18 protein-coding genes and 1 pseudogene are annotated in these 18811 nt (G+C 54.0%); 8 read left to right on the top strand and 11 right to left on the bottom strand.

Going from position 1 to position 18811, the window contains the following annotated elements:
• Positions 1 to 15: 15 nt before the first annotated feature.
• Positions 16 to 897 (bottom strand): LysR family transcriptional regulator, encoded by an 882-nt coding sequence (locus HA43_RS02290; protein WP_094110848.1) that lies wholly within the window; start codon positions 895 to 897, stop codon positions 16 to 18.
• A 137-nt stretch (positions 898 to 1034) separates the two neighbouring features.
• On the opposite strand from HA43_RS02290, the gene HA43_RS02285 reads away from it, so the two are divergent.
• On the top strand, positions 1035 to 1511 hold the full coding sequence (locus HA43_RS02285; protein ID WP_094110887.1) for a glutathione peroxidase: 477 nt from the start codon (positions 1035 to 1037) through the stop codon (positions 1509 to 1511).
• Positions 1512 to 1585: 74 nt separating this feature from the next.
• On the opposite strand, the gene HA43_RS02280 is transcribed toward HA43_RS02285, so the two are convergent.
• The gene (locus HA43_RS02280) at positions 1586 to 2701 is read right to left on the bottom strand and encodes an FAD-dependent monooxygenase (RefSeq protein WP_094110847.1); all 1116 of its coding nucleotides are present in this window, start codon (positions 2699 to 2701) and stop codon (positions 1586 to 1588) included.
• 103 nt (positions 2702 to 2804) lie between these two features.
• Here HA43_RS02280 and HA43_RS02275 point away from each other — a divergent pair, with 103 nt between their 5' ends.
• Positions 2805 to 3713: a LysR family transcriptional regulator gene (locus tag HA43_RS02275; protein WP_169713296.1), complete on the top strand. Its 909-nt coding sequence runs from the start codon at positions 2805 to 2807 to the stop codon at positions 3711 to 3713.
• 110 nt (positions 3714 to 3823) lie between these two features.
• On the opposite strand, the pseudogene HA43_RS02270 reads toward HA43_RS02275, so the two are convergent.
• The 4 genes and pseudogenes from HA43_RS02270 to HA43_RS02255 form a co-directional block, all read right to left on the bottom strand.
• Positions 3824 to 4167: pseudogene (locus HA43_RS02270) on the bottom strand (cupin domain-containing protein).
• 696 nt (positions 4168 to 4863) lie between these two features.
• Positions 4864 to 5154, bottom strand: coding sequence for an SMP-30/gluconolactonase/LRE family protein (locus HA43_RS02265; protein WP_223811793.1), 291 nt, complete (start codon positions 5152 to 5154; stop codon positions 4864 to 4866).
• Positions 5154 to 5627, bottom strand: a complete 474-nt coding sequence (locus tag HA43_RS02260; RefSeq protein WP_094110846.1) for a DMT family transporter — start codon at positions 5625 to 5627, stop codon at positions 5154 to 5156. Before HA43_RS02260 ends, HA43_RS02265 begins: the two co-directional genes overlap by 1 nt.
• 14 nt (positions 5628 to 5641) lie before the next feature.
• Positions 5642 to 7039, bottom strand: coding sequence for an amidohydrolase family protein (locus HA43_RS02255; RefSeq protein ID WP_071668285.1), 1398 nt, complete (start codon positions 7037 to 7039; stop codon positions 5642 to 5644).
• Positions 7040 to 7169: 130 nt separating this feature from the next.
• Here HA43_RS02255 and HA43_RS02250 point away from each other — a divergent pair, with 130 nt between their 5' ends.
• Entirely contained in the window at positions 7170 to 8087 is a 918-nt protein-coding gene (locus HA43_RS02250; protein ID WP_071668284.1) for a LysR family transcriptional regulator, read from the top strand.
• A gap of 94 nt (positions 8088 to 8181) precedes the next feature.
• Here the strand turns inward: HA43_RS02250 and HA43_RS02245 are convergent, their stop codons facing one another.
• Positions 8182 to 9372, bottom strand: coding sequence for a CynX/NimT family MFS transporter (locus tag HA43_RS02245; protein WP_094110845.1), 1191 nt, complete (start codon positions 9370 to 9372; stop codon positions 8182 to 8184).
• An 86-nt stretch (positions 9373 to 9458) separates the two neighbouring features.
• On the opposite strand from HA43_RS02245, the gene HA43_RS02240 reads away from it, so the two are divergent.
• A complete protein-coding gene (locus HA43_RS02240; protein WP_071668283.1) occupies positions 9459 to 10253 on the top strand; it encodes an AraC family transcriptional regulator in 795 nt (264 codons plus the stop codon).
• An 83-nt stretch (positions 10254 to 10336) separates the two neighbouring features.
• Here HA43_RS02240 and HA43_RS02235 read toward each other — a convergent pair whose 3' ends face one another.
• Entirely contained in the window at positions 10337 to 11182 is an 846-nt protein-coding gene (locus tag HA43_RS02235; RefSeq protein ID WP_094110844.1) for an MBL fold metallo-hydrolase, read from the bottom strand.
• Between the two features lie 154 nt (positions 11183 to 11336).
• On the opposite strand from HA43_RS02235, the gene HA43_RS02230 reads away from it, so the two are divergent.
• Entirely contained in the window at positions 11337 to 12227 is an 891-nt protein-coding gene (locus HA43_RS02230; protein WP_071668281.1) for a LysR substrate-binding domain-containing protein, read from the top strand.
• A 189-nt stretch (positions 12228 to 12416) separates the two neighbouring features.
• On the opposite strand, the gene arsC is transcribed toward HA43_RS02230, so the two are convergent.
• The 3 genes from arsC to HA43_RS02215 form a co-directional block, all read right to left on the bottom strand.
• Positions 12417 to 12845 carry a glutaredoxin-dependent arsenate reductase gene (arsC, locus tag HA43_RS02225; protein WP_065647630.1) on the bottom strand — a complete coding sequence of 143 codons (429 nt, stop codon included), beginning with the start codon at positions 12843 to 12845 and terminating at the stop codon, positions 12417 to 12419.
• Positions 12846 to 12892: 47 nt separating this feature from the next.
• Complete coding sequence (locus HA43_RS02220; RefSeq protein ID WP_094110843.1) at positions 12893 to 14176, bottom strand: arsenic transporter; 1284 nt, start codon at positions 14174 to 14176, stop codon at positions 12893 to 12895.
• Between the two features lie 90 nt (positions 14177 to 14266).
• Positions 14267 to 14620, bottom strand: coding sequence for a metalloregulator ArsR/SmtB family transcription factor (locus tag HA43_RS02215; RefSeq protein ID WP_065647628.1), 354 nt, complete (start codon positions 14618 to 14620; stop codon positions 14267 to 14269).
• Between the two features lie 480 nt (positions 14621 to 15100).
• On the opposite strand from HA43_RS02215, the gene HA43_RS02210 reads away from it, so the two are divergent.
• The 3 genes from HA43_RS02210 to HA43_RS02200 all read left to right on the top strand — a co-directional run bounded on the left by HA43_RS02210 (position 15101) and on the right by HA43_RS02200 (position 18752).
• Entirely contained in the window at positions 15101 to 16579 is a 1479-nt protein-coding gene (locus HA43_RS02210; protein ID WP_084798731.1) for a SulP family inorganic anion transporter, read from the top strand.
• Between the two features lie 18 nt (positions 16580 to 16597).
• Entirely contained in the window at positions 16598 to 17425 is an 828-nt protein-coding gene (locus HA43_RS02205) for a universal stress protein (protein ID WP_094110842.1), read from the top strand.
• Between the two features lie 109 nt (positions 17426 to 17534).
• Positions 17535 to 18752 (top strand): MFS transporter, encoded by a 1218-nt coding sequence (locus HA43_RS02200; RefSeq protein ID WP_071668278.1) that lies wholly within the window; start codon positions 17535 to 17537, stop codon positions 18750 to 18752.
• Positions 18753 to 18811 lie beyond the last annotated feature (59 nt).

Here is an 18811-nt window from a genome sequence, read left to right as displayed (position 1 = left end):
GCGCAGAGACGCACCTCAGGGCAGCCTGAGGTGCTTGACCAGATAGTCGATCAGTACGCGCTGCGCCTGCGGCATCTTTTTCTGCGTGAGATAGACTGCACTGACCGCCAGCCGATTGGGTTCATATTCCGGCAGCAGCCTGACTAACCTGCCCGCTGCAATCTCCTCCTGCACGGCAAACAGCGGGAGCACAGCCATTCCGCCCCCCATTTTTACCGCTTTCAGCAAAATCGCTGCTTCATTGGTGCTGATACTGCCTGTTACGGGCAGGTCGATAACTTCATTTTCATGATGAAACCGCCACGCATGACCAAAACAGCTATAGGTCAGACAGTTATGAGCCTGCAGCTCGCGCAGGCTGCCGGGGGTGCCCTGTTTATCCAGATAGGCTTTGCTGGCGCACAGCACTGAGGAGCAGTATCCGAGGTGACGCGCGTAAAGCGCCGGGGCGAGTGTGGCGGCGATGCGGATAGCCAGATCGATCCCCTCTTCTGCCAGATCAAGCGACCTGCCTGTAACCTGCAGAGTAACCTCTATTTCCGGGTAGATTTGCAGAAAATCGATCAGCATGCCCGTCAGGCAGCACTCGGCCAGCAGGGCGTCAGCGGTGACTTTCAGTTTACCTCTCGGTACGGCAGTGATCCCCGGCCCCATCGCGGTAAGTCCGTCGACGAGCGTCCTGATCTCCTGACACAGCAGCAGTGCCTGCTCGCCGGCGACGGTCAGGCTGAGTTTGCGTGTCGTGCGGTGCAGCAGACGCGAACCTGTCCACTCCTCCATCAGCGCAATGTAGCGTGATGCCATAGCCCGCGACAGGCCCAGATGCTCTGCCGCCGCCGTTATGCTGCCTCGCTTTGCCGTCTCTGCAAAGACGATAAGCGCTGTGATCCTGTCCATTCACTCACCTCGTGCAACAATGCACCTGAAGTATGCCTGTTTTACTGTTGCGGCGTCTGATTATCATTAACAGCAGTAAACCCTGCAGGATGTTGATGATATCATCGCAGAATCTGTTGAGATCTGAGGCCACCCGCATGACCGTTTTTTACCAATTCTCCGCAACCCGCCTGCAGGGTGAGCCGGTTTCAATGTCTGACTACGCCGGTAAGCTGGTTCTGGTGGTGAATACCGCCAGCCACTGCGGGTTTACGCGCCAGTATGCGGGCCTTGAAGCGCTCTGGCAGAAGTACGCGGCACAGGGGCTGGTGATACTCGGTTTCCCCTGCAACCAGTTTGGCAAGCAGGAGCCCGGCACTGCCAGTGAGATTGCGCAGACGTGCCATATTAACTACGGGGTAAGCTTCCCGATGTTTGAAAAAACCGAGGTTAACGGAGCCGCAGCACATCCGCTGTTTGATTATCTTAAGACGGAATTACCTGGCCTCGCGGGCAGGCGAATCAAGTGGAACTTTACGAAGTTTCTCGTCGGACGCGACGGCCAGCCGTTAAGACGTTTTGCCCCCATCACCTCACCGGAAAAAATAGAAGCGGCAATCATTGCGGCGTTATGACGGTATAACTTCGCCCGTTTGCTCTTAGCCTGACCTGCAACCCTACCGCCTCTCTTTGATCTGGTTTCAGAGGGCTATAGGTTTAAACCCTGCATCCAGAACTGACTGAGTTGTGCAACGGAAACAGTGGATGCAGGCAGCAGGGGTTCGGGTTGTTCAGAAAAAATTTTCTTCGCTAATTGCCTTCCCACCAGCTGCGCTGCGGCAGTTTTACTGTGTCTCTGGTGGTAAAAGTGTTGCAGAGCAATGACCGGATCCTCTATCTCTTCCAGTATACATGTCAGACGCCATGCATCTTCCAGCGCCTGACACGCTCCCTGCCCGGAGGTGGGCAGAGAAGCATGAGCCGCATCCCCGATGAGTAAGACATTATCTTTATGCCAAAAAGGAAGCGGATCGACATCATGCACCAATATACCCTTCACAGATGCTCTGTCGCATGACAGTAACACCTTCCGCACCGGCTCAGGCCAGTCCTGAAAGCGCTGATTTAGCTCATCGTACCAGTATGCCTGAGAAAATTTATTATCAGCAGGCGTGTTCCAGGCCCCTGCCCAATAGCACCACTCATTCTTTACCGGAACGATTCCAAAACGCTCACCCTGACCACGGAAATCATCGATCGCATTGTTCAGGAGGCACTTTGGCTGTCTTGCCACCCCGATTACATTCACAAAACCATGATAACGAGGTGTGACTTCTTCCGAATATAATGCCTGGCGGACAACCGAATTCATGCGACCGTCCGCGCCGACGACCAGATCAAACGCCTGGCTTAGCTTCATTACGTCCGCTGCACTGATTGCTCGATTGAACGTAATCTCTCTGCCCAGACTCGCAAACGCACTGGCCAGTAAGCCCATCAGCTCACGCCGTAACACTGTCACACTCGGAAAACCACAAAGTGAATTTACTGCTGAAATGTCGAATTGCGTCTGGAGGCAACCATTTCTATCAAACTGGCGCATCATGCACGGTACACCTCCTGTCTGTTTAATTTTTTCGTCCAGACCCATCTTATGCATGACGAACATGGCATTGGGCCATAATGTCACGCCTGCGCCCATGTCAGACACGTTTCTTCCACGCTCAAACAGGCTGACCTGATGGCCCTGTCGGGTCGCGAGTATGCCAAGTGCCATTCCTGCAATGCCGGCACCGACGATGGCAATTTTCTTAGGTCTGGTCATCAATATTCTCCTTGTACGAAACGGAATAAAAATTGTAATGACCTTCTGATTGTTGATAAATACAAAGCTATAGCTTTGTTAATCTCATTTTCCGGGATAATTGATGATTGAAAAATGTGAATTGCAGTGGTTGATCAGCTTTCAGGTTGTTTATGAAAAGCTGAGTTTTAAGCGCGCGTCAGAGCAGCTTCAGTTGCCATCGTCTAATGTCAGCCGACATGTGGCTTTACTGGAACAACTCCTTCATGTGCGTCTGCTGGAGCGTACAACGCGCAGAATAATGCCAACCGCAGCCGGCAGACAGCTATATCAATCCATTACTCCGCTGACTCACGGATTAGATCATGCTTTGCAAGAAGCTGCCCTGTCTGGTGATTCACTGACAGGGCACCTGAAGATCATTACACCAGATCTGCCATTCATGGCAGATATCCTCGCTGACTTCTGCATCAGGCATCCTCAAATCCAGCTCAGCTGTGACACGCAATTGGATCCAACAGAAGGCCTGCTGGACGGCTTTGATCTGATATTACGCTTTGGGCGTGGGCCACTGAAGGACTCCAGCTGGGTTGCGAGGGAGATCCTTCGCTGGCCGAGCTGTGTGGTCGCGGCCCCGACACTTCTGGAACGTTATCCCTTACCGCAATCTATTGATGAACTGACCAAACTCCCCTGCATTACCAGTATGTCGGTACTTCAGGGAATGCCGTGGAGATTTGAACACGGCCATACCGTTCAGGTGCAGTCCGGCTACAAGGTGAACAGCGGACAGATGGCTAAAGCCGCTGCAATGAAAGGAGTGGGTTTTGCCATTTTGCCTCATCATGCCTGTGAGTCAGAAGTGAATAACGGTTCCCTCGTTAAAATCACCTGCAACCGCCAGCCCGAAGATTTGGTGCTATATGCGCTCTATTCCGGCAAAAAATACCTGCAGATAAAAGTAAAGGCGTTTCTGGAACATCTGCAACAGGCTATTGCTCCACTGGATATACACAGTAAGAAAAAACCATGATTGACCTGGCAATTCACTATTCTGGCTGAAATGAAAAAAGTGCGGCAAAAGGGTTTGAAGAAATGGCTCGGCGGTGTTTTGAGCAACGCAGCCAGACACTCTTCGTTAAATTACTGCCCGGTAAGGTCTGTACGATCTCCACGCAGTGTTGGATGGGAGATGACGATAAACTCGACCGCAGCATCAGTGCCATTTCTGGCCTGATGTTTTGAGCCAGGGGGAATCTCAATGCCCTGCTGAGCAACGATACGATGCTCTTTCCCTTCCAGTTCCATGGTCAGAACCCCATCCAGAACGAAAAAAAACTGCCTGGATATGGAGTGTTAGTGTCGCTTTTCACACGTTTTTGGGGCATCTTTTCATGAATAACCAGCATATCTTGTCTGTTTACCAGATACCAACCATCGCACTTATCACCCCATACATAATGCTCAGCATTAGACTTAGAAATCATGGATTATTACCTGTTGCTCGCTTAAGAATTTCCGACCTGATGAGTTGTTATACTTTGAGAACTCTTCGATTCGCAACAGAGACGTTAAGTTAAGTTTGGATAACAGGCTTGTACAAGACCAGTAAGCAACAGCCCTGAAGGACAGACTCGCCGCTTCTGCTGAAGCGTTGACGCTGTGTTCACTTTGACAGAGTACTTTGGTAACGGTTTTGGCAGCCTGGTTATCAACGCTATCTAAAATGAGGCACGCAGACAGGCGTTGGAGACATTAGCCTTATTTTCAGCGTCGAATGCACAATCTTTTTATAAAAACGCGGCCTTACTCTTGTCAGAAAAAGTCTCTTCCCATCAGGTCTTACCCGGACAGATCTGCGCTGTATGGATATAGTTAGCAAGCTATAATATAGCTGCGTAATGTATGTTCGAATCGGGATGAGAGGCGGCGGCGCTGAAAGCTGCGGGTTCAGCAAACAGGCAGCGGACACCGCTTCGCTATACGTTAACGGGTTTCTCATGAGGCGGGACTCAGAGGCCGATTCATAACAGCATGATTATATTTAATAGGGCAAAGCTACCCGTTTGTCACGATCCTGACGTCCGCTTCTCGCTCAAAGCGAGTTTTTTAATGCCGCCCGTCCGCTTTGTGCCAGAAGCGGATATTGCCTTTGAGCCTGAACTGTCAAAGTTTTATCAGTATCAAAGCTGATGGAATGTATGTGCAGCAAAGCGGTTTTCAGATAATCCGGGGCTGACATCAGATTTAGCTTTGAGCAGTACACCGTCATATTCAGACTGCACAGTAAGTCCCACAGAAGCAGTGGTGCAATAGAGACGGGTAAACCTCTCACCGGCAAGTGTCGGGCAGGTGCACTGGATCCCAGGTGAGGTCAGAATAGTGTCGGTGGTCCCATCCGGGTGGTAACGGATAACACGGTTCCCTCCCCATTCAGCATTCCACTGCGGGTTGCTAAACGTGAATAAAGGCATTACTGCAGAAAACGTGCAGAGAGCCGGTCGCCGAAAAGCATGATGGCGAGCCCGGTCAGCATGACCAGCACTCCTCCCAGCTTCAGCAACGAGACTGGCCGCCTTACCGCGCCCATCAGGGCAAAATGGTCGATGATCTGCGATGAGAGTAGCTGTCCGACAATCGCCAGTCCAAGCAGGGCTGAAAAACCAATTTTGGGTGCGAGCACGACATAGCTGAATAATGCACAGGCACCGATCAGTCCGCCCGCCAGGCTCCACACAGGCTGCGAAGGAATAGCTGCAAGGGAGATGAAGAGCCCCCCACGCAGCAGCGAGTATATTCCGAGGCTGAACGCTCCGACCGTAAAGGAAAACCACGCGGCGGTGACAGGATCCCCGCCGAGCCCTTTTGCGAGCTGACTGTTCAGGGTCGTCTGAAGCGTAATCCCCAGACCTGCCGCAAACGCTATCACGTAATAAATCGCGCTCATGCTGTCTGTCTCTGTCAGTTTGCCTGAACCAGCGGCAGGAATTTTTCCGCAAAGATGTCTGGCTGATACCCTGCTGCGGCAAAAAGGTGCTCACGTGATTCATCGATGGCGGCGCGAAGGTGCTTGCTGTCCACACCCAGCACTTTGCCGTTTTGCTTGACGATGCGCCCGCCGATCATCACGGTATCAATGTTGCTGCGTTCAGCAGCATGTACCACCGTGCCAAACGCATTTCCGTTGGGATAAAGGTTGAGGTCAGCCGCGTTAATCAAGATCAAATCTGCCTGTTTGCCTGGCGTCAGGCTCCCGATTTTATCCTGCAGCCCGGCACAAACCGCGCCATCAACGGTTGCCGATTTAAGCAGCTGCGCAGCCGGAAGCGTTGTCAGCGAATGTCCGGAATCACAGCAGTGCTGCTTATGCATACCCATCACACGCTGCAAATAGAACGCCACTCGCATTTCCATAAACATGTCGGTGCTGTAAGACGTTTCATTGTCCACGCTAAGGCCAGGATTGATGCCATGACGCTGCGCGGCTTCAATGGCGAACATCCCGCTTTCGATCCCATAGTGCGAATCTGAGCGCGGGCAGACGTTGACCCGGACACCGGCGGCGCGCAGAATCTCCCATCCCTTATCTGGCAGGGCTGTGCAGTGGTTGAAAATATTGTCCGGGCCAAGCAGACCCTGCTGATGCAGTGAATCGAGTTCGGAGGCCATTTCAGCACCAAAGAACTCGGTGACAATCGGCAGCCCCAGCCTGCGGGCCTCAGCCCACAATTCCGGCTCCAGCTGGGCCATGACGCCCAGCGTCACAAGACTCTCAGGATTATCCCTGAAATATTTTTCCTGCAGACGCTGCCAGTTGCCAGGCCAGTGCGCCTTATCCCATTCACCGGCCACCGGCGCGCCGGAAGCATGGATAGCGCGAATACCGGCATCAAGCAGGGCTTCAACGGCGGCATCGGCGTGTGCTGCGGTCCGGCTGTTGTGTGAGTTATCAATCATCGTGGTGATACCCGCATCAATCGCGCCCAGCGCCGTCAGAAGATTACCGACATAGATATCTTCCGGGCGGTAATATCTGGCGAATGAAAAGTGCGTCGCATTGCTATAGTCGTCCAGACAGGTTGCGTTAGGGTTGATGCGACGCAGCTGACCTTCCCAGGCGTGACGATGAGAATCGACCATCCCCGGCATGGCAATCATATTTGTGGCATCAATGACGTGAGCACCTGGTGCGTCAAGGTTCTGACCCACGGCGGTAATCGTTGAGCCGTTGATGAGGATGTCACCGCGCTCCATGTTGCCGACGCTCTCGTCCATACTCAGTATCGTCGCGCCACGAATCAACGTAGCCTGTAACGTGACATTCTGATTGTTAACAATATTTCTGATGTAATCGGTCATTAACCCGCCTCTTTCCTAATCAATAAGGAAACGATACGCGACGCTATTAACCTTAAAAAGATGTCTAAACCGTTTTTATCATTCATAATTCGCGAATAATCAGACTCAGTTTTTACTCAGGGAAAGGATGATGGATCGGATTCAGGCTATGCAGATTTTCATGCGGATTGCTGAAGCCGGAAGTTTTGTGCGCGCGGCAGAAACGCTGTCACTGCCTTCTTCGACTGTTACCAGCACGATCAAAAACCTGGAGAAGTACCTGCAGGTACGTCTGCTGAACCGCACGACAAGACGGGTCAGCCTTACTCCTGAAGGTCTGCAGTATCTGGCGCAATGCCGGGAAATCCTGTCGCTGATTGAACATAGCGAATCCAGCCTGAGTGATTCCATCAGCCGTCCCCGGGGGCGGCTGCGGGTTGATATGCCTGGTGGGATCGCCCATTTCATCGTCATGCCAAACCTGAAAAACTTTTACCGGCTTTATCCGGATATTTACCTGATGATTGGTGTGAGCGATCGGCAGGTCGATCTTGTGCAGGAAGGGGTGGATTGCGTCATACGAACCGGTGAATTAACTGACTCTACATTGGTTGCCCGTCCGCTTGGCCGGTTTCGCTGGGTGACCTGTGCCTCACCGGACTATCTCAGGGAGTTCGGTGTTCCTGAAACGCCTGAAACGTTGTCACAGCATCGGGCGATTCATTACTTTTCCGGTTCGGGAAGACGCACTAATGAACTGCGTTTTACACAAGGCGCTGAGACCCTCTCTGTTCCGGTGGAGGGGAATGCAGCCGTCAACGAAACGGGACTCTACATTAGACTGTGTCTTGAGGGATTTGGGCTGGCACAGCTTGCTGAGAATGTGATTTCGAAGGATCTGCAGCAAGGCAAACTGGTCGAAGTTCTGGCGGACTGGCAGCCCCCCTCCGTGCCGGTGACGATGCTCTATCCGCATCAGCGTTTTCTTTCTCCCGCCGTGCGTGCTTTTGCTGACTGGGTTTCCGGACTTTTTAACGAAGGCGCAGGTGAGAAGCAATCTTTCCGGTAAAAGAGGGCGCCGGTAACAGGAAGCGCCTTTAGAACAATAATCAACAGCACCCTCAGCAGAGGACCCGATCGTTTCCCCTGCTGTATCGGTGAATTTAGCCCGGCTGCTGTGCAGGTTCCAGGTGAGCGTTGCGTCCGGCAGCCATTCCGGTGCAGGCGCCTGCGACTGCGATTGCTGCGGTCATCAGTAATGGCATCGTCCAGCCTCCGGACAGCTCCTGCACTTTGCCCAGCAACAGCGGTCCCATCGCCGCCATCAGATAACCGACACTCTGTGCCATGCCTGACAACGCGGCAGCATCATCGACGTTTTTAGTACGCAGTCCGATGAAGGTCAGACCCAGCATCATGCTGGCACCTGAGCCGAAGCCGAGAAGCCCCGCCCACAGCATGGCCAGATTCGGCAGATACAGGATGCCGATAAAGGACACCGCGGTTAACAGGCTGACGCCAGCAGCAGCTAATTTCTGATCGTTAAGACGACGCAGCGTGGCTGCCAGAATCAGGCCGGGTATGGCAGTGGTCAGCTGAAGGATGCCGTGTACCTCACCAGCCTGAACGGAAGAGAGTCCACTGTCCGTCAGAATGGCAGGCAGCCAGCCGACCGCCACATAAAACGGCATCGCATTCAGGCCCATAAACAGGGTGACCTGCCATGCCAGAGGCGAGCGCCAGACCGCGACGGTCGCTGCTTTTTTCTCACCCGCTGCTGGCAGCTGATGCTTCTTCGCTAACTGGGGCAACCATAAAAACAGCGCAAAGAGTGGTGCAAAAACCAGCATGGCTAACGCGATGTTCCAGCCCCAGCGCTGCGTCAGAGGAATGACAATGGCAGAGCCAATGGCACCAGCCGCGCCCATGGTGATGGAATAGGCCCCTGTTACGGAAGCCATCCTGTCAGAAAAGTCACGCTTGATAAGGCCAGGCAGCAGGACATTGCCCAGGGCAATCCCGATACCTATCAATACTGTTCCGGCATAAAGCGCCCAGACACTGGCTGTGGAGCGAAGCAGAATGCCCGCTGAAATCACGATCAGGGCACCAAAAAGGGTTCGTTCCAGGCCGTACTTGCGGGAAATGGATGCGCTCAGGGGGGAAAAAGCGGCAAAGGCCAGCAAAGGCAGCGAGTTAAGTAACCCAATGGCTGTGATACTTAGCCCAAAATCATGGCGAATGGACTCTAAAACGGGTGCGATAGCGGTAAAAGGAACACGCAGGTTAATGGCGATAAAGAGGATGCCGGTCACAAGTATGACAAAAGACCACTTGTTCGTAATGCGGGACATAGATTCTGCTTTCTCTAAAAAAAGAAAGACTTTAAAGGAGGTATAAGTTACAGAATATAGATAACCTGACAACATATAACTAAATCATGCCAGTTAATAAAAAACCGGTGACCTCACCGGATGAGTTTGATGCTGATGCTTTCAGTCAGGCTGCGGTCGCCCTGCATGTATTATCGTCTGGCGAGTATGCCGGGCAGAGTCCACACGCTCACCGTAAAGGACAACTTATTCTCGCTTTACGCGGTGCAGTAAGCTGTGAGGTTCAGGATGCGCTATGGATTGTTCCGCCGGGACATGCTGTCTGGGTACCGGGAGAAATACCTCACAGTTGCCGGGTTACGAAGAATGCGGCCACCTGCTTTTTGTTTATCGAACCCGGCGCGGCAGCGATGCCGGAAACCTGCTGTACCCTTGCCATTACCCCTCTGGTCCGCGAGCTGATTCTGTTTCTGGCAGAGCAGGAACATGCTTATTTACCTGACGATAAAACCGCGAGGCTTGCAGCGGTACTGCTGGAACATATACCGGATGTGCCGGTTAAAGCGCTTCACCTGCCTGTATCCGACCATCCTAAAATCCGGTATATGGCTGAGGCACTTTTTAATGTGCCTGATGACCGGAGAACGTTAAAACAGTGGGCTGCGGATCTTGCAACCAGCGAACGATCTCTTGCCAGACTGGTCAGAGACGTGACAGGAATGAGCTTTGGTCGCTGGCGTCAGCAGTTGCACTTAATGATTGCTCTAAGCCATCTGGCAGAAGGTCAGTCCGTGCAGCGCGTAGCTGGAACGCTGGGATATGATTCGGTCAGCGCATTTATCACAATGTTCAGAAAAGCACTGGGGAAATCGCCGACACACTATTTTTCGTCTCTGAACTAATGCAAAAAAACACCAACCAGATTTATATAAACAACGTCAACGTCCGATTTTTGCTTAAAGCGGACAGGGAGTGACCTGTATTTTTATTCCTGATGTAACCTGCAAAGCAGATACCCATCTCCAGACCGCTGGAAACAGCAGAATCCTGTCTGGTTCAGATGCATACCGGCAATAATCAGTTTGTCATCCACGGCCTGTTGCAGCGCTTTTTTCCTTGTCTCTTCAGCCTGTAGAGGATTGACATCAAACATGATTGAAACAGCGGGAACTGCTGACTGAATATAGGGAAAATGAACGACATCTCCCCATATTAACACCGCTTTTTTATCGGAATGAATATGAAATCCGGTGTGTCCTGGGGTATGGCCTGGTAGCCATACAGGGCGAATGCCCTGCACAACTTCATTTTCATCAAGCAGGCGTATCTTCCCGGCATAGGCGGCCAGGACTTTTCGGAACAGTGCAAAATTATGTTTGCCGCGCTCACTGGCTCTCTGTAGTTTTTCATTATCCTGCCAGTGCGCAATTTCAAGGGGATGAATATAGAGATCAGCTTTTTTATATACCGGCTCTCCGTTTTCATGCAGCAGACCGCCGATATGATCGGGATGACCGTGCGTCAGTAATATCCTGTCTACGACATCAGGCAGAATGCCGAGCATCGTCAGCTTCTCCTTAAGCCTCCCACCCACGTTGTTTTGCCCGCCAGCGCCCGCATCTACCAGAATAGTGTGTCCATATCCACGGATGAGATAACCGTTAATATGGATATCACCCTGTCTCTCAATCCCGGCAGCGCACTGGATACTTGCAGCCTTTGCGACGTCAATACCTGAAAGAAGATCAAGCGTGGCCGCCATAGTGCCATCGCTCAGCGCAATAACCTGATAACCGCCAACCTGACAGGTCGGGAAACTATCACCGTGCATACATACCTCATAATAGTGCTGGCAGGCGCCCGCTTGCCTGATGTGTTTTCATCATGCTAAGCAACTGTTTTCCTGATTTGAATCGAAATTAATTCACTGATTAATGATATTTTGTCACTGTAAAGAATTTTGTATCAATAATCAGGCCGTATTAATGCTAAGAAAAATTCCCAGCAGTCGAGCCATGCTTGCCTTTGAAGCCGCAGCAAGGCATGGAAATTTTGCGCGGGCAGCGCAGGAGTTATCACTTACCGAAGGCGCAATCAGTCGACAAATAGCCCGCCTTGAGTCCATGTTAAACTGCAGATTGTTTGATCGCAGCGGAAGTCGCGTTACGCTCAATTCAGTTGGCGCCCGCTATGCAGATCAAATACGCGAATCGCTTGACCGGCTGGAAAGAGATACGCAATCGGTCATAGGTGTGCCAGAAGGCGGTAAGACTCTGGAGATTGCTGCCCTGCCAACGTTTTCATGCCGCTGGCTAATCCCGCGTCTGAAAAGCTTTTATACCCTGTATCCGGAAATTAGTGTGAACATCGCCGCCAGAACAGATCCTTTTATTCTCGCTGGCAGTGGTTTTGACGCGGTAATACATTTCGATCATCCGGCATGGGCAGGTATGCATATGCAGTTTCTTTTTCAGGAAACGCTGCTGCCTGTATGCCATCCGGCACTTCTGAAGAACAAAAAAGAGAGCGTGCCGCTTAATGAGCTGCCTCGCATTCACCGTCTTCAGAATCCGCAGGCATGGCAGTACTATGCGCAGGAAACCGGAATTGAACTTGATAACCCGGCGCAGGGAGTCCGCTATGATCTGCACGAAATGTCTATCGCCGCAGCGCTGTCAGTACAGGGCGTTGCACTGGTGCCGCGGATATATGTCGAAAAAGAGTTAACTAACGGCGAGCTTATTGCTCCCTGGCCTGAGTCTGCTTCACTCAGCAAAAACTTTCATTTAATAAAACCGGCTTCAACAGGCATAAATGAAACGGCGCTGCATGCTTTTGAGCAATGGCTGATGACGGAAATTAATCCGAAAGCATAACGTCGCCGTTATTGATAAAACCAACTTCTGACGCTGATAACGCTCCGGACACGTCTCCGACCGTTGCAGAACTGCGCGTGCGGGTGCTCTGGTCGGAAGCAAGATGAAGGCACAGACTGACCCCTTCCCGCCGTCGTTTAAGGCCAGCTGTTTTTGCCTCTCCCGCTCTGTTGGCGGAATGCCAGGGTGTCAGTGGCCGATACGGTTTCCGTGCTCATCGATAATCTGTTCACCATCTTCTTTCATCAATGCCCCTTTCTGTGGATCAGGCAGAATATCCAGAACGGCTTCAGACGGACGACAGAGCGCTGTACCGAGCGGCGTTACCACCACCGGACGGTTAATGAGAATGGGGTGAGCCAGCATAGCATCCAGCAGTTCGTCATCGCTGAACCGATCCTCTGCCAGACCCAGCTGCTCAAACGGTTCCGTATTTTTGCGCAGCAGTGCGCGCACGCTGATTCCCATATCTGCAATCAGCGTCTGCAGCTCAGCGCGTGTCGGCGGCGTCTCCAGATATAAAATCACTGCTGGCTCCACGCCACTATTGCGGATAAGCGCCAGGGTGTTACGGGACGTGCCGCAGGCCGGGTTGTGGTAAATAGTAATGTCAGTCATCAGTCATACTCCATACAGGCGCTGCATGCACGCAGCCCGGATCACGTTTAAACAGACAGGCGCAGGGCCAGCGCGGCCAGCGTCACAAAAAGCACCGGCAGGGTCATCACGATGCCAACACGAAAGTAATAGCCCCAGCTAACAGTGATATTTTTTTGCGCCAGAACGTGCAGCCACAGCAGGGTTGCCAGGCTGCCAATCGGGGTAATTTTCGGGCCGAGGTCGCAGCCAATGATGTTCGCGTAAATCATTGCCTCTTTTACCGTGCCCTGAGCGGTACTGCCGTCAATAGAGAGCGCCCCGACCAGCACGGTGGGCATGTTGTTCATGACCGATGACAGAAAGGCCGTCAGAAAGCCCGTACCCAGCGTTGCCCCCCAGACGCCGTGCTCTGCAAAGCGGTTCAGAATGGCTGAGAGATCATCCGTCAGGCCGGCATTACGCAGACCATATACCACCAGATACATGCCCAGCGAGAAGATAACGATTTGCCAGGGTGCACCTTTCAGCACCTTACGGGTATCGATAACGTGACCTTTGCGTGCAACCAGCCAGAGAATGAAGGCCGCCGCTGCCGCAACCAGGCTGACCGGTACGCCAAGCGGCTCCAGCGCAAAAAAACCGGCCAGCAGCAGAATCAGCACCAGCCAGCCGGTTTTGAAGGTCCGCCTGTCACGGATAGCGTCACGGGGCATTTTTAGCTTTGTCAGGTCATAACCTGCCGGAATATCTTTGCGGAAAAACAGGTGCAGCATTACCAGCGTAGCCACTACGGAAGCAATATTCACCGGCACCATAACGGACGCATATTCGCTAAAGCCCAGCGTAAAGAAATCCGCCGTTACGATGTTGACCAGGTTCGATACGATGAGCGGCAGGCTGGACGTGTCCGCGATAAACCCAGCCGCCATCACAAATGCCAGCGTGGCACCTGGGCTGAAGCCCAGCGCCAGCAGCATGGCGATGACAATCGGCGTGAGGATAAGCGCCGCGCCGTCATTGGCGAACAGCGCCGCCACCGCCGCGCCCAGCAGAACAATATACGTGAACAGCAGCCTGCCTCTGCCGCCTCCCCAGCGGGAAACATGCAGTGCCGCCCACTCAAAAAAGCCGGATGCATCCAGCAGCAGGCTGATGATGATAACCGCGATAAACGTGGCCGTGGCGTTCCAGACAATCTGCCAGACCGCTGGAATATCCCCGATATGCACCACGCCCGTCAGCAGCGCCAGCGCAGCCCCGATAACAGCACTCCAGCCAATACTGAGTCCTTTCGGCTGCCAGATAACCAGCACCAGCGTCAGAACAAAAATTGCACCTGCCAGAAACATAGTCCCTCCTTCACTACTGCACCTCACAGAATAAGCACAGCGCAACCAGAAACGTTAAATATGGAAAAGCATATATGTATAGGTAAATTTTTAAATGCAGACAGGTTTGCCATTGGTCGTAGCGTTGTCCCGCTCAGCCTGCCGGCTAAGATGCTGGATGTCATCCTGCTGACACAGATAAGCCTGTTCAATCACGGCTGCAGCCCAGGCGGGCATGTGAGGGGACAGCCGGTAATGGATCCATTTGCCGTCACGCCTGTCGATAAGCAGGCCGCTGTCTCTGAGTAGCGCAAGATGCCGGGATACTTTGGGCTGGCTCTCTTTCAGTATCAGCGTCAGCTCGCATACACAGAGTTCACCTTTTTCACGCAAAAGCAGGACAAGCTTTAAACGCGTTTCGTCAGACAGCCCCTTAAAAAGCTGAAGAGGAAAAAGCTGAGGCATGATAACTCCGGGTAGCTGGCGTAAAAAGCCAGTGTGACTTTACGCGCAAATGCCGTCAATACATATGCATAAATTCATATATAAATACCAGGCTGATTCCATGTGTTTCTGCGGTGACATGCGCAGACATGGTTAATATACGCGCTGGTACCGCTGTTCGCAGCCCTTTTCCGCTTACTGAAACGTTGACCTCTCACCGTTTTTGTTTATAGTTTAGTGCCTGTCCTGAGAGGGACAGGCTTCGCCGTCAGTGCCCCGCGCCGGGTTTCGCTGGCTTATTGCAGTCCTGAAGGCATCCTTTTGCCGTAAAGGAGAACTCAAAAATCATGCGTCTTACGCCACCCTGAGTCGTCATCCTCCCCTGTCGCACTGAGTAGTTTCAGTCGCGCACTCAAAAACATCCCGTCTGCGGATGTGCTTTTTCGTCCCTGAATTTTTTGCCCTCACGGGCTGACTGTATCTAAAATCTGAGAAATTACTATGCTGCTGTCCTCGACGCGTAAGGACTGGCTGGGCAACGTCCGTGGTGACGTGCTCGCCGGTATTGTCGTCGCGCTCGCGCTCATTCCTGAAGCGATCGCGTTTTCCATCATTGCCGGAGTCGACCCGCAGGTCGGCCTCTACTCGGCGTTCTGTATTCCCGTGGTGATGGCCATCTTTGGCGGACGTCCCGCCATGATTTCATCGGCCACCGGTGCCATGGCGCTGCTGATGATAACCCTGGTGAAAGATCACGGCCTGCAGTATCTGCTGGCGGCATCAGTGCTAACCGGCCTGCTGCAGCTGGCTGCCGGCTACCTGAGGCTTGGCAGTCTGATGCGCTACGTGTCGCGCTCGGTCGTGACGGGCTTCGTCAATGCGCTGGCTATTCTGATATTCATGGCGCAACTGCCGGAGCTGACCAACGTGACCTGGCACGTTTATGCGCTTACCGCCGCCGGCCTGGCCATCATCTATCTTTTTCCATACCTCAATAAAACCATTCCCTCCCCGCTGGTCTGCATCGTGGTGCTGACGGCCATCTCCATGTGGCTGCACCTGGATGTGCGTACCGTGGGCGACATGGGCAAACTGCCCGACAGCCTGCCGGTGTTCCTCATTCCGGACATTCCGCTGAACCTGGATACGCTGCTGATTATCCTGCCTTACTCTGCCGGTCTCGCCGTGGTGGGACTGCTGGAGTCAATGATGACCGCCACTATCGTGGACGACATGACCGATACCCCGAGCGATAAAAACCGCGAGTGCAAGGCGCAGGGCATCGCCAACGTCTGCACGGCGTTTATCGGCGGCATGGCGGGCTGCGCCATGATTGGTCAGTCGGTGATTAACGTAAAATCCGGCGGGCGCGGGCGCCTCTCCACCCTGACGGCCGGGCTGGTGCTGCTCTGTCTGATTATTTTCCTCCGCGATCAGGTGTCGCAGATCCCGATGGCGGCGCTGGTCGCGGTGATGATCATGGTCTCCATCGGCACCTTCTCCTGGCGATCCATCACCGACCTGCGCCGCCATCCGCTCTCGACCAGCGTGGTCATGCTGGCAACCGTGGTCGTGGTGGTGGCCACCGACAACCTGGCCTTCGGCGTGCTGACCGGGGTGCTGATTGCTTCGCTGAACTTTGCCACTAAGGTAGCACGCTTTATGACGGTCAGATCGTCACGGGAGGGTGAGACACGGATCTATACCGTGACCGGCCAGGTCTTTTTTGCCTCCGCCGATCGCTTTATGAGCCACTTTGACTTCAGGGAAGCGGCAGAGCGCGTGGTCATTGACGTCACGCACGCCCACTTCTGGGACATCACCGCCGTTAGCGCACTGGACAGGGCGGTAATTAAGTTCCGCCGCGAAGGCGCTGAGGTAGAAATACCGGGCATGAACGACGCCACCCGTACCCTCGTTGACCGCTTCGGCGTGCATGACAAGCCGGAAGAAGCGGAAAAACTGATGGGCGGTCACTAACTGACAGGAGTTACAGCTATGAACAATACCGTTGTGGCCTGCGTGGATGGTTCGCCGTCAACCGGGCCAGTCTGTGACTACGCGGCGTGGGCCGCCGCCGGCCTTTCCGCGCCGCTGGCCCTGCTGCACGTGCTGGAAAAAGACGGTCATCCGGCCGTCTCTGACCTGAGCGGCAGCATTGGCATCGACAGCAAAGAGCTGCTGACCGAAGCGCTTGTGCGCGTAGAGGGTGAGCGCAGCCGCCTGCTTATGGCGCAGGGGAAAACTATTCTGGCCGGCTGTGCTGAACGGCTGGCCCGGGCGGGACGCCCGGAGGTACGCCAGCTGCAGATGCACGGCGCACTGGACGAAATCCTTGCCGGGCTGGATGACGTCAGGCTGATGGTGCTCGGACGACGGGGCGCAGAACATACGGTGGGCAGCCAGCTGGAAAGCGTCATCCGCCTGCAGAAAGCGCCCGTGCTGGTTGTGCCGGAAACGTTTATTGCGCCATCCCGGGTACTTTTTGCCTGGGATGGCAGCGAGGCCAGCCGCCGAAACCTGACCCGGCTGACCGTGAGCCCGCTGCTTCGCGGCCTGGCCTGCCATGTTGTGATGGTGAACGGCGACGATGCTTCACTCCATGATGCGCAGCACATCCTGCAGGCAGCCGGCATTGATGCAGAGTCACGGCTGATACAGGATGAATCCGTCTCGCGCGGGCTGTGCCGTTACGCGCAGGAGAACGGAACGGACCTGATCGTGATGGGAGCCTGGGGACACTCCCGGCTGCGCTGCTTCTTTATCGGCAGTCACACCACGGCGATGCTGGCTGAAAGCCGTTATCCGCTGCTGATGCTGCGGTAAACGTTACGGGCCTGCAATCGCAGACCCTTTTCATAACGAGCCTCCGGAACACAAGTCCCGGAGCAGTTCATTTGTGCGGCGCCTTTGTCAGCCGTGCTCAGGGAATACCATGCGTCAGCTGTTTCGCTTTATGTATCAGCACGGCAGTCATCTCGCCTTTGGCGCGATACTGATGGCCATGTCGAGTTTTGGACAGACTTACTTCGTATCGCTTTACGGGCAGGACCTGCGTCAGGCATTCGGGCTCAGCGACGGCGGACTGGGCGGCCTTTATGCCGCGGGCACCGTGATGAGTGCCGTCACCCTGACATGGGCGGGCCGGCTGATTGACTACACCACTACCCGTCGATTCACCCTGGCCGTTACCCTGCTGCTGATAACGGCGTGCCTGCTCGTCTCCGGTGCGCAGGCGGCATGGACGCTCTGTGCAGGCTTTTACCTGCTTCGCCTCGGCGGACAAGGCCTGATGGTGCATACCGCCCTGACGGCGACTGCGCGCCAGTTTCCGCTTGATGCTGGCAAGGCACTGGGTGCTATCGCACTGGGCCTGTCGCTCGCACAGGCGCTGTTTCCGTTGGCTGCCGTGCAGATTAACGCTCTGACGGGATGGCGCACTGCCTGGCTGATAAACGCTGCGGTTCTGGTGGCCGGCGTTGCGCTGGCTGTCAGCTGCCTTCCGCGCGCTGCCGAAAAGCCGCTGCGGACGTTCAGAAAGCGGGGCGCAGAGAAGGTTCGCGAAGCGTCAGTATGGAAGAACCGGAATCTGCTTTTTGCTCTGCCCGCAGTGCTGGCGTCACCTTTCATCACCACAGGGTTCTTTTTCCATCAGGCGCGTCTGGCAGAGGAGAAAGGATGGGCGCTGTCGTGGGTTGCAGGGTGGTTTATTGCTTACGCGATAACGCAGGCGGTTTCCCTGTTATCATTTGGTCCGCTGATAGACCGGCTGACGCCACGCCGTCTGTTGCCGTGGTTTCTGCTGCCGCAGGGCGCTGGCATGCTGGCGCTGTGGCTCAGTAACAGCGTGTGGGTCACGCCGTTTTATCTCATCATGACCGGTATATCGTCAGCCATTGCGTCCACACTGGCGACTGCGCTATGGGTACAGCTGTTTGGCCCCGCGCAACTGGCAAAGGTGCGCTCGGCTGTTGAGGCGGGTACCGTGCTTGCCAGTGGTGCCTCTCCGGTCATCATGGGCGTTCTGATTGATAACCATATTGCCCTTCGGGTGCAGGCGCTGTTATGCCTCGTCTTTATACTCGCAGCCAGTCTGGTGGCAACCCGTGTCAGAGCTGGCGTACCGGAAAATGAAACTGATATTTCTGGCTAATCGGAACACGATACGTGAGGCAGGAAACACTGTCCGCTTTGTGCCAGAAGTGGACGTTT

This window comes from Pantoea eucrina, from assembly GCF_002095385.1.
GTDB lineage: Bacteria > Pseudomonadota > Gammaproteobacteria > Enterobacterales > Enterobacteriaceae > Pantoea > Pantoea eucrina.
The sequence above is the reverse complement of the archived record's forward strand: the minus strand, read 5'-3'. Positions and strand labels throughout refer to the sequence as shown.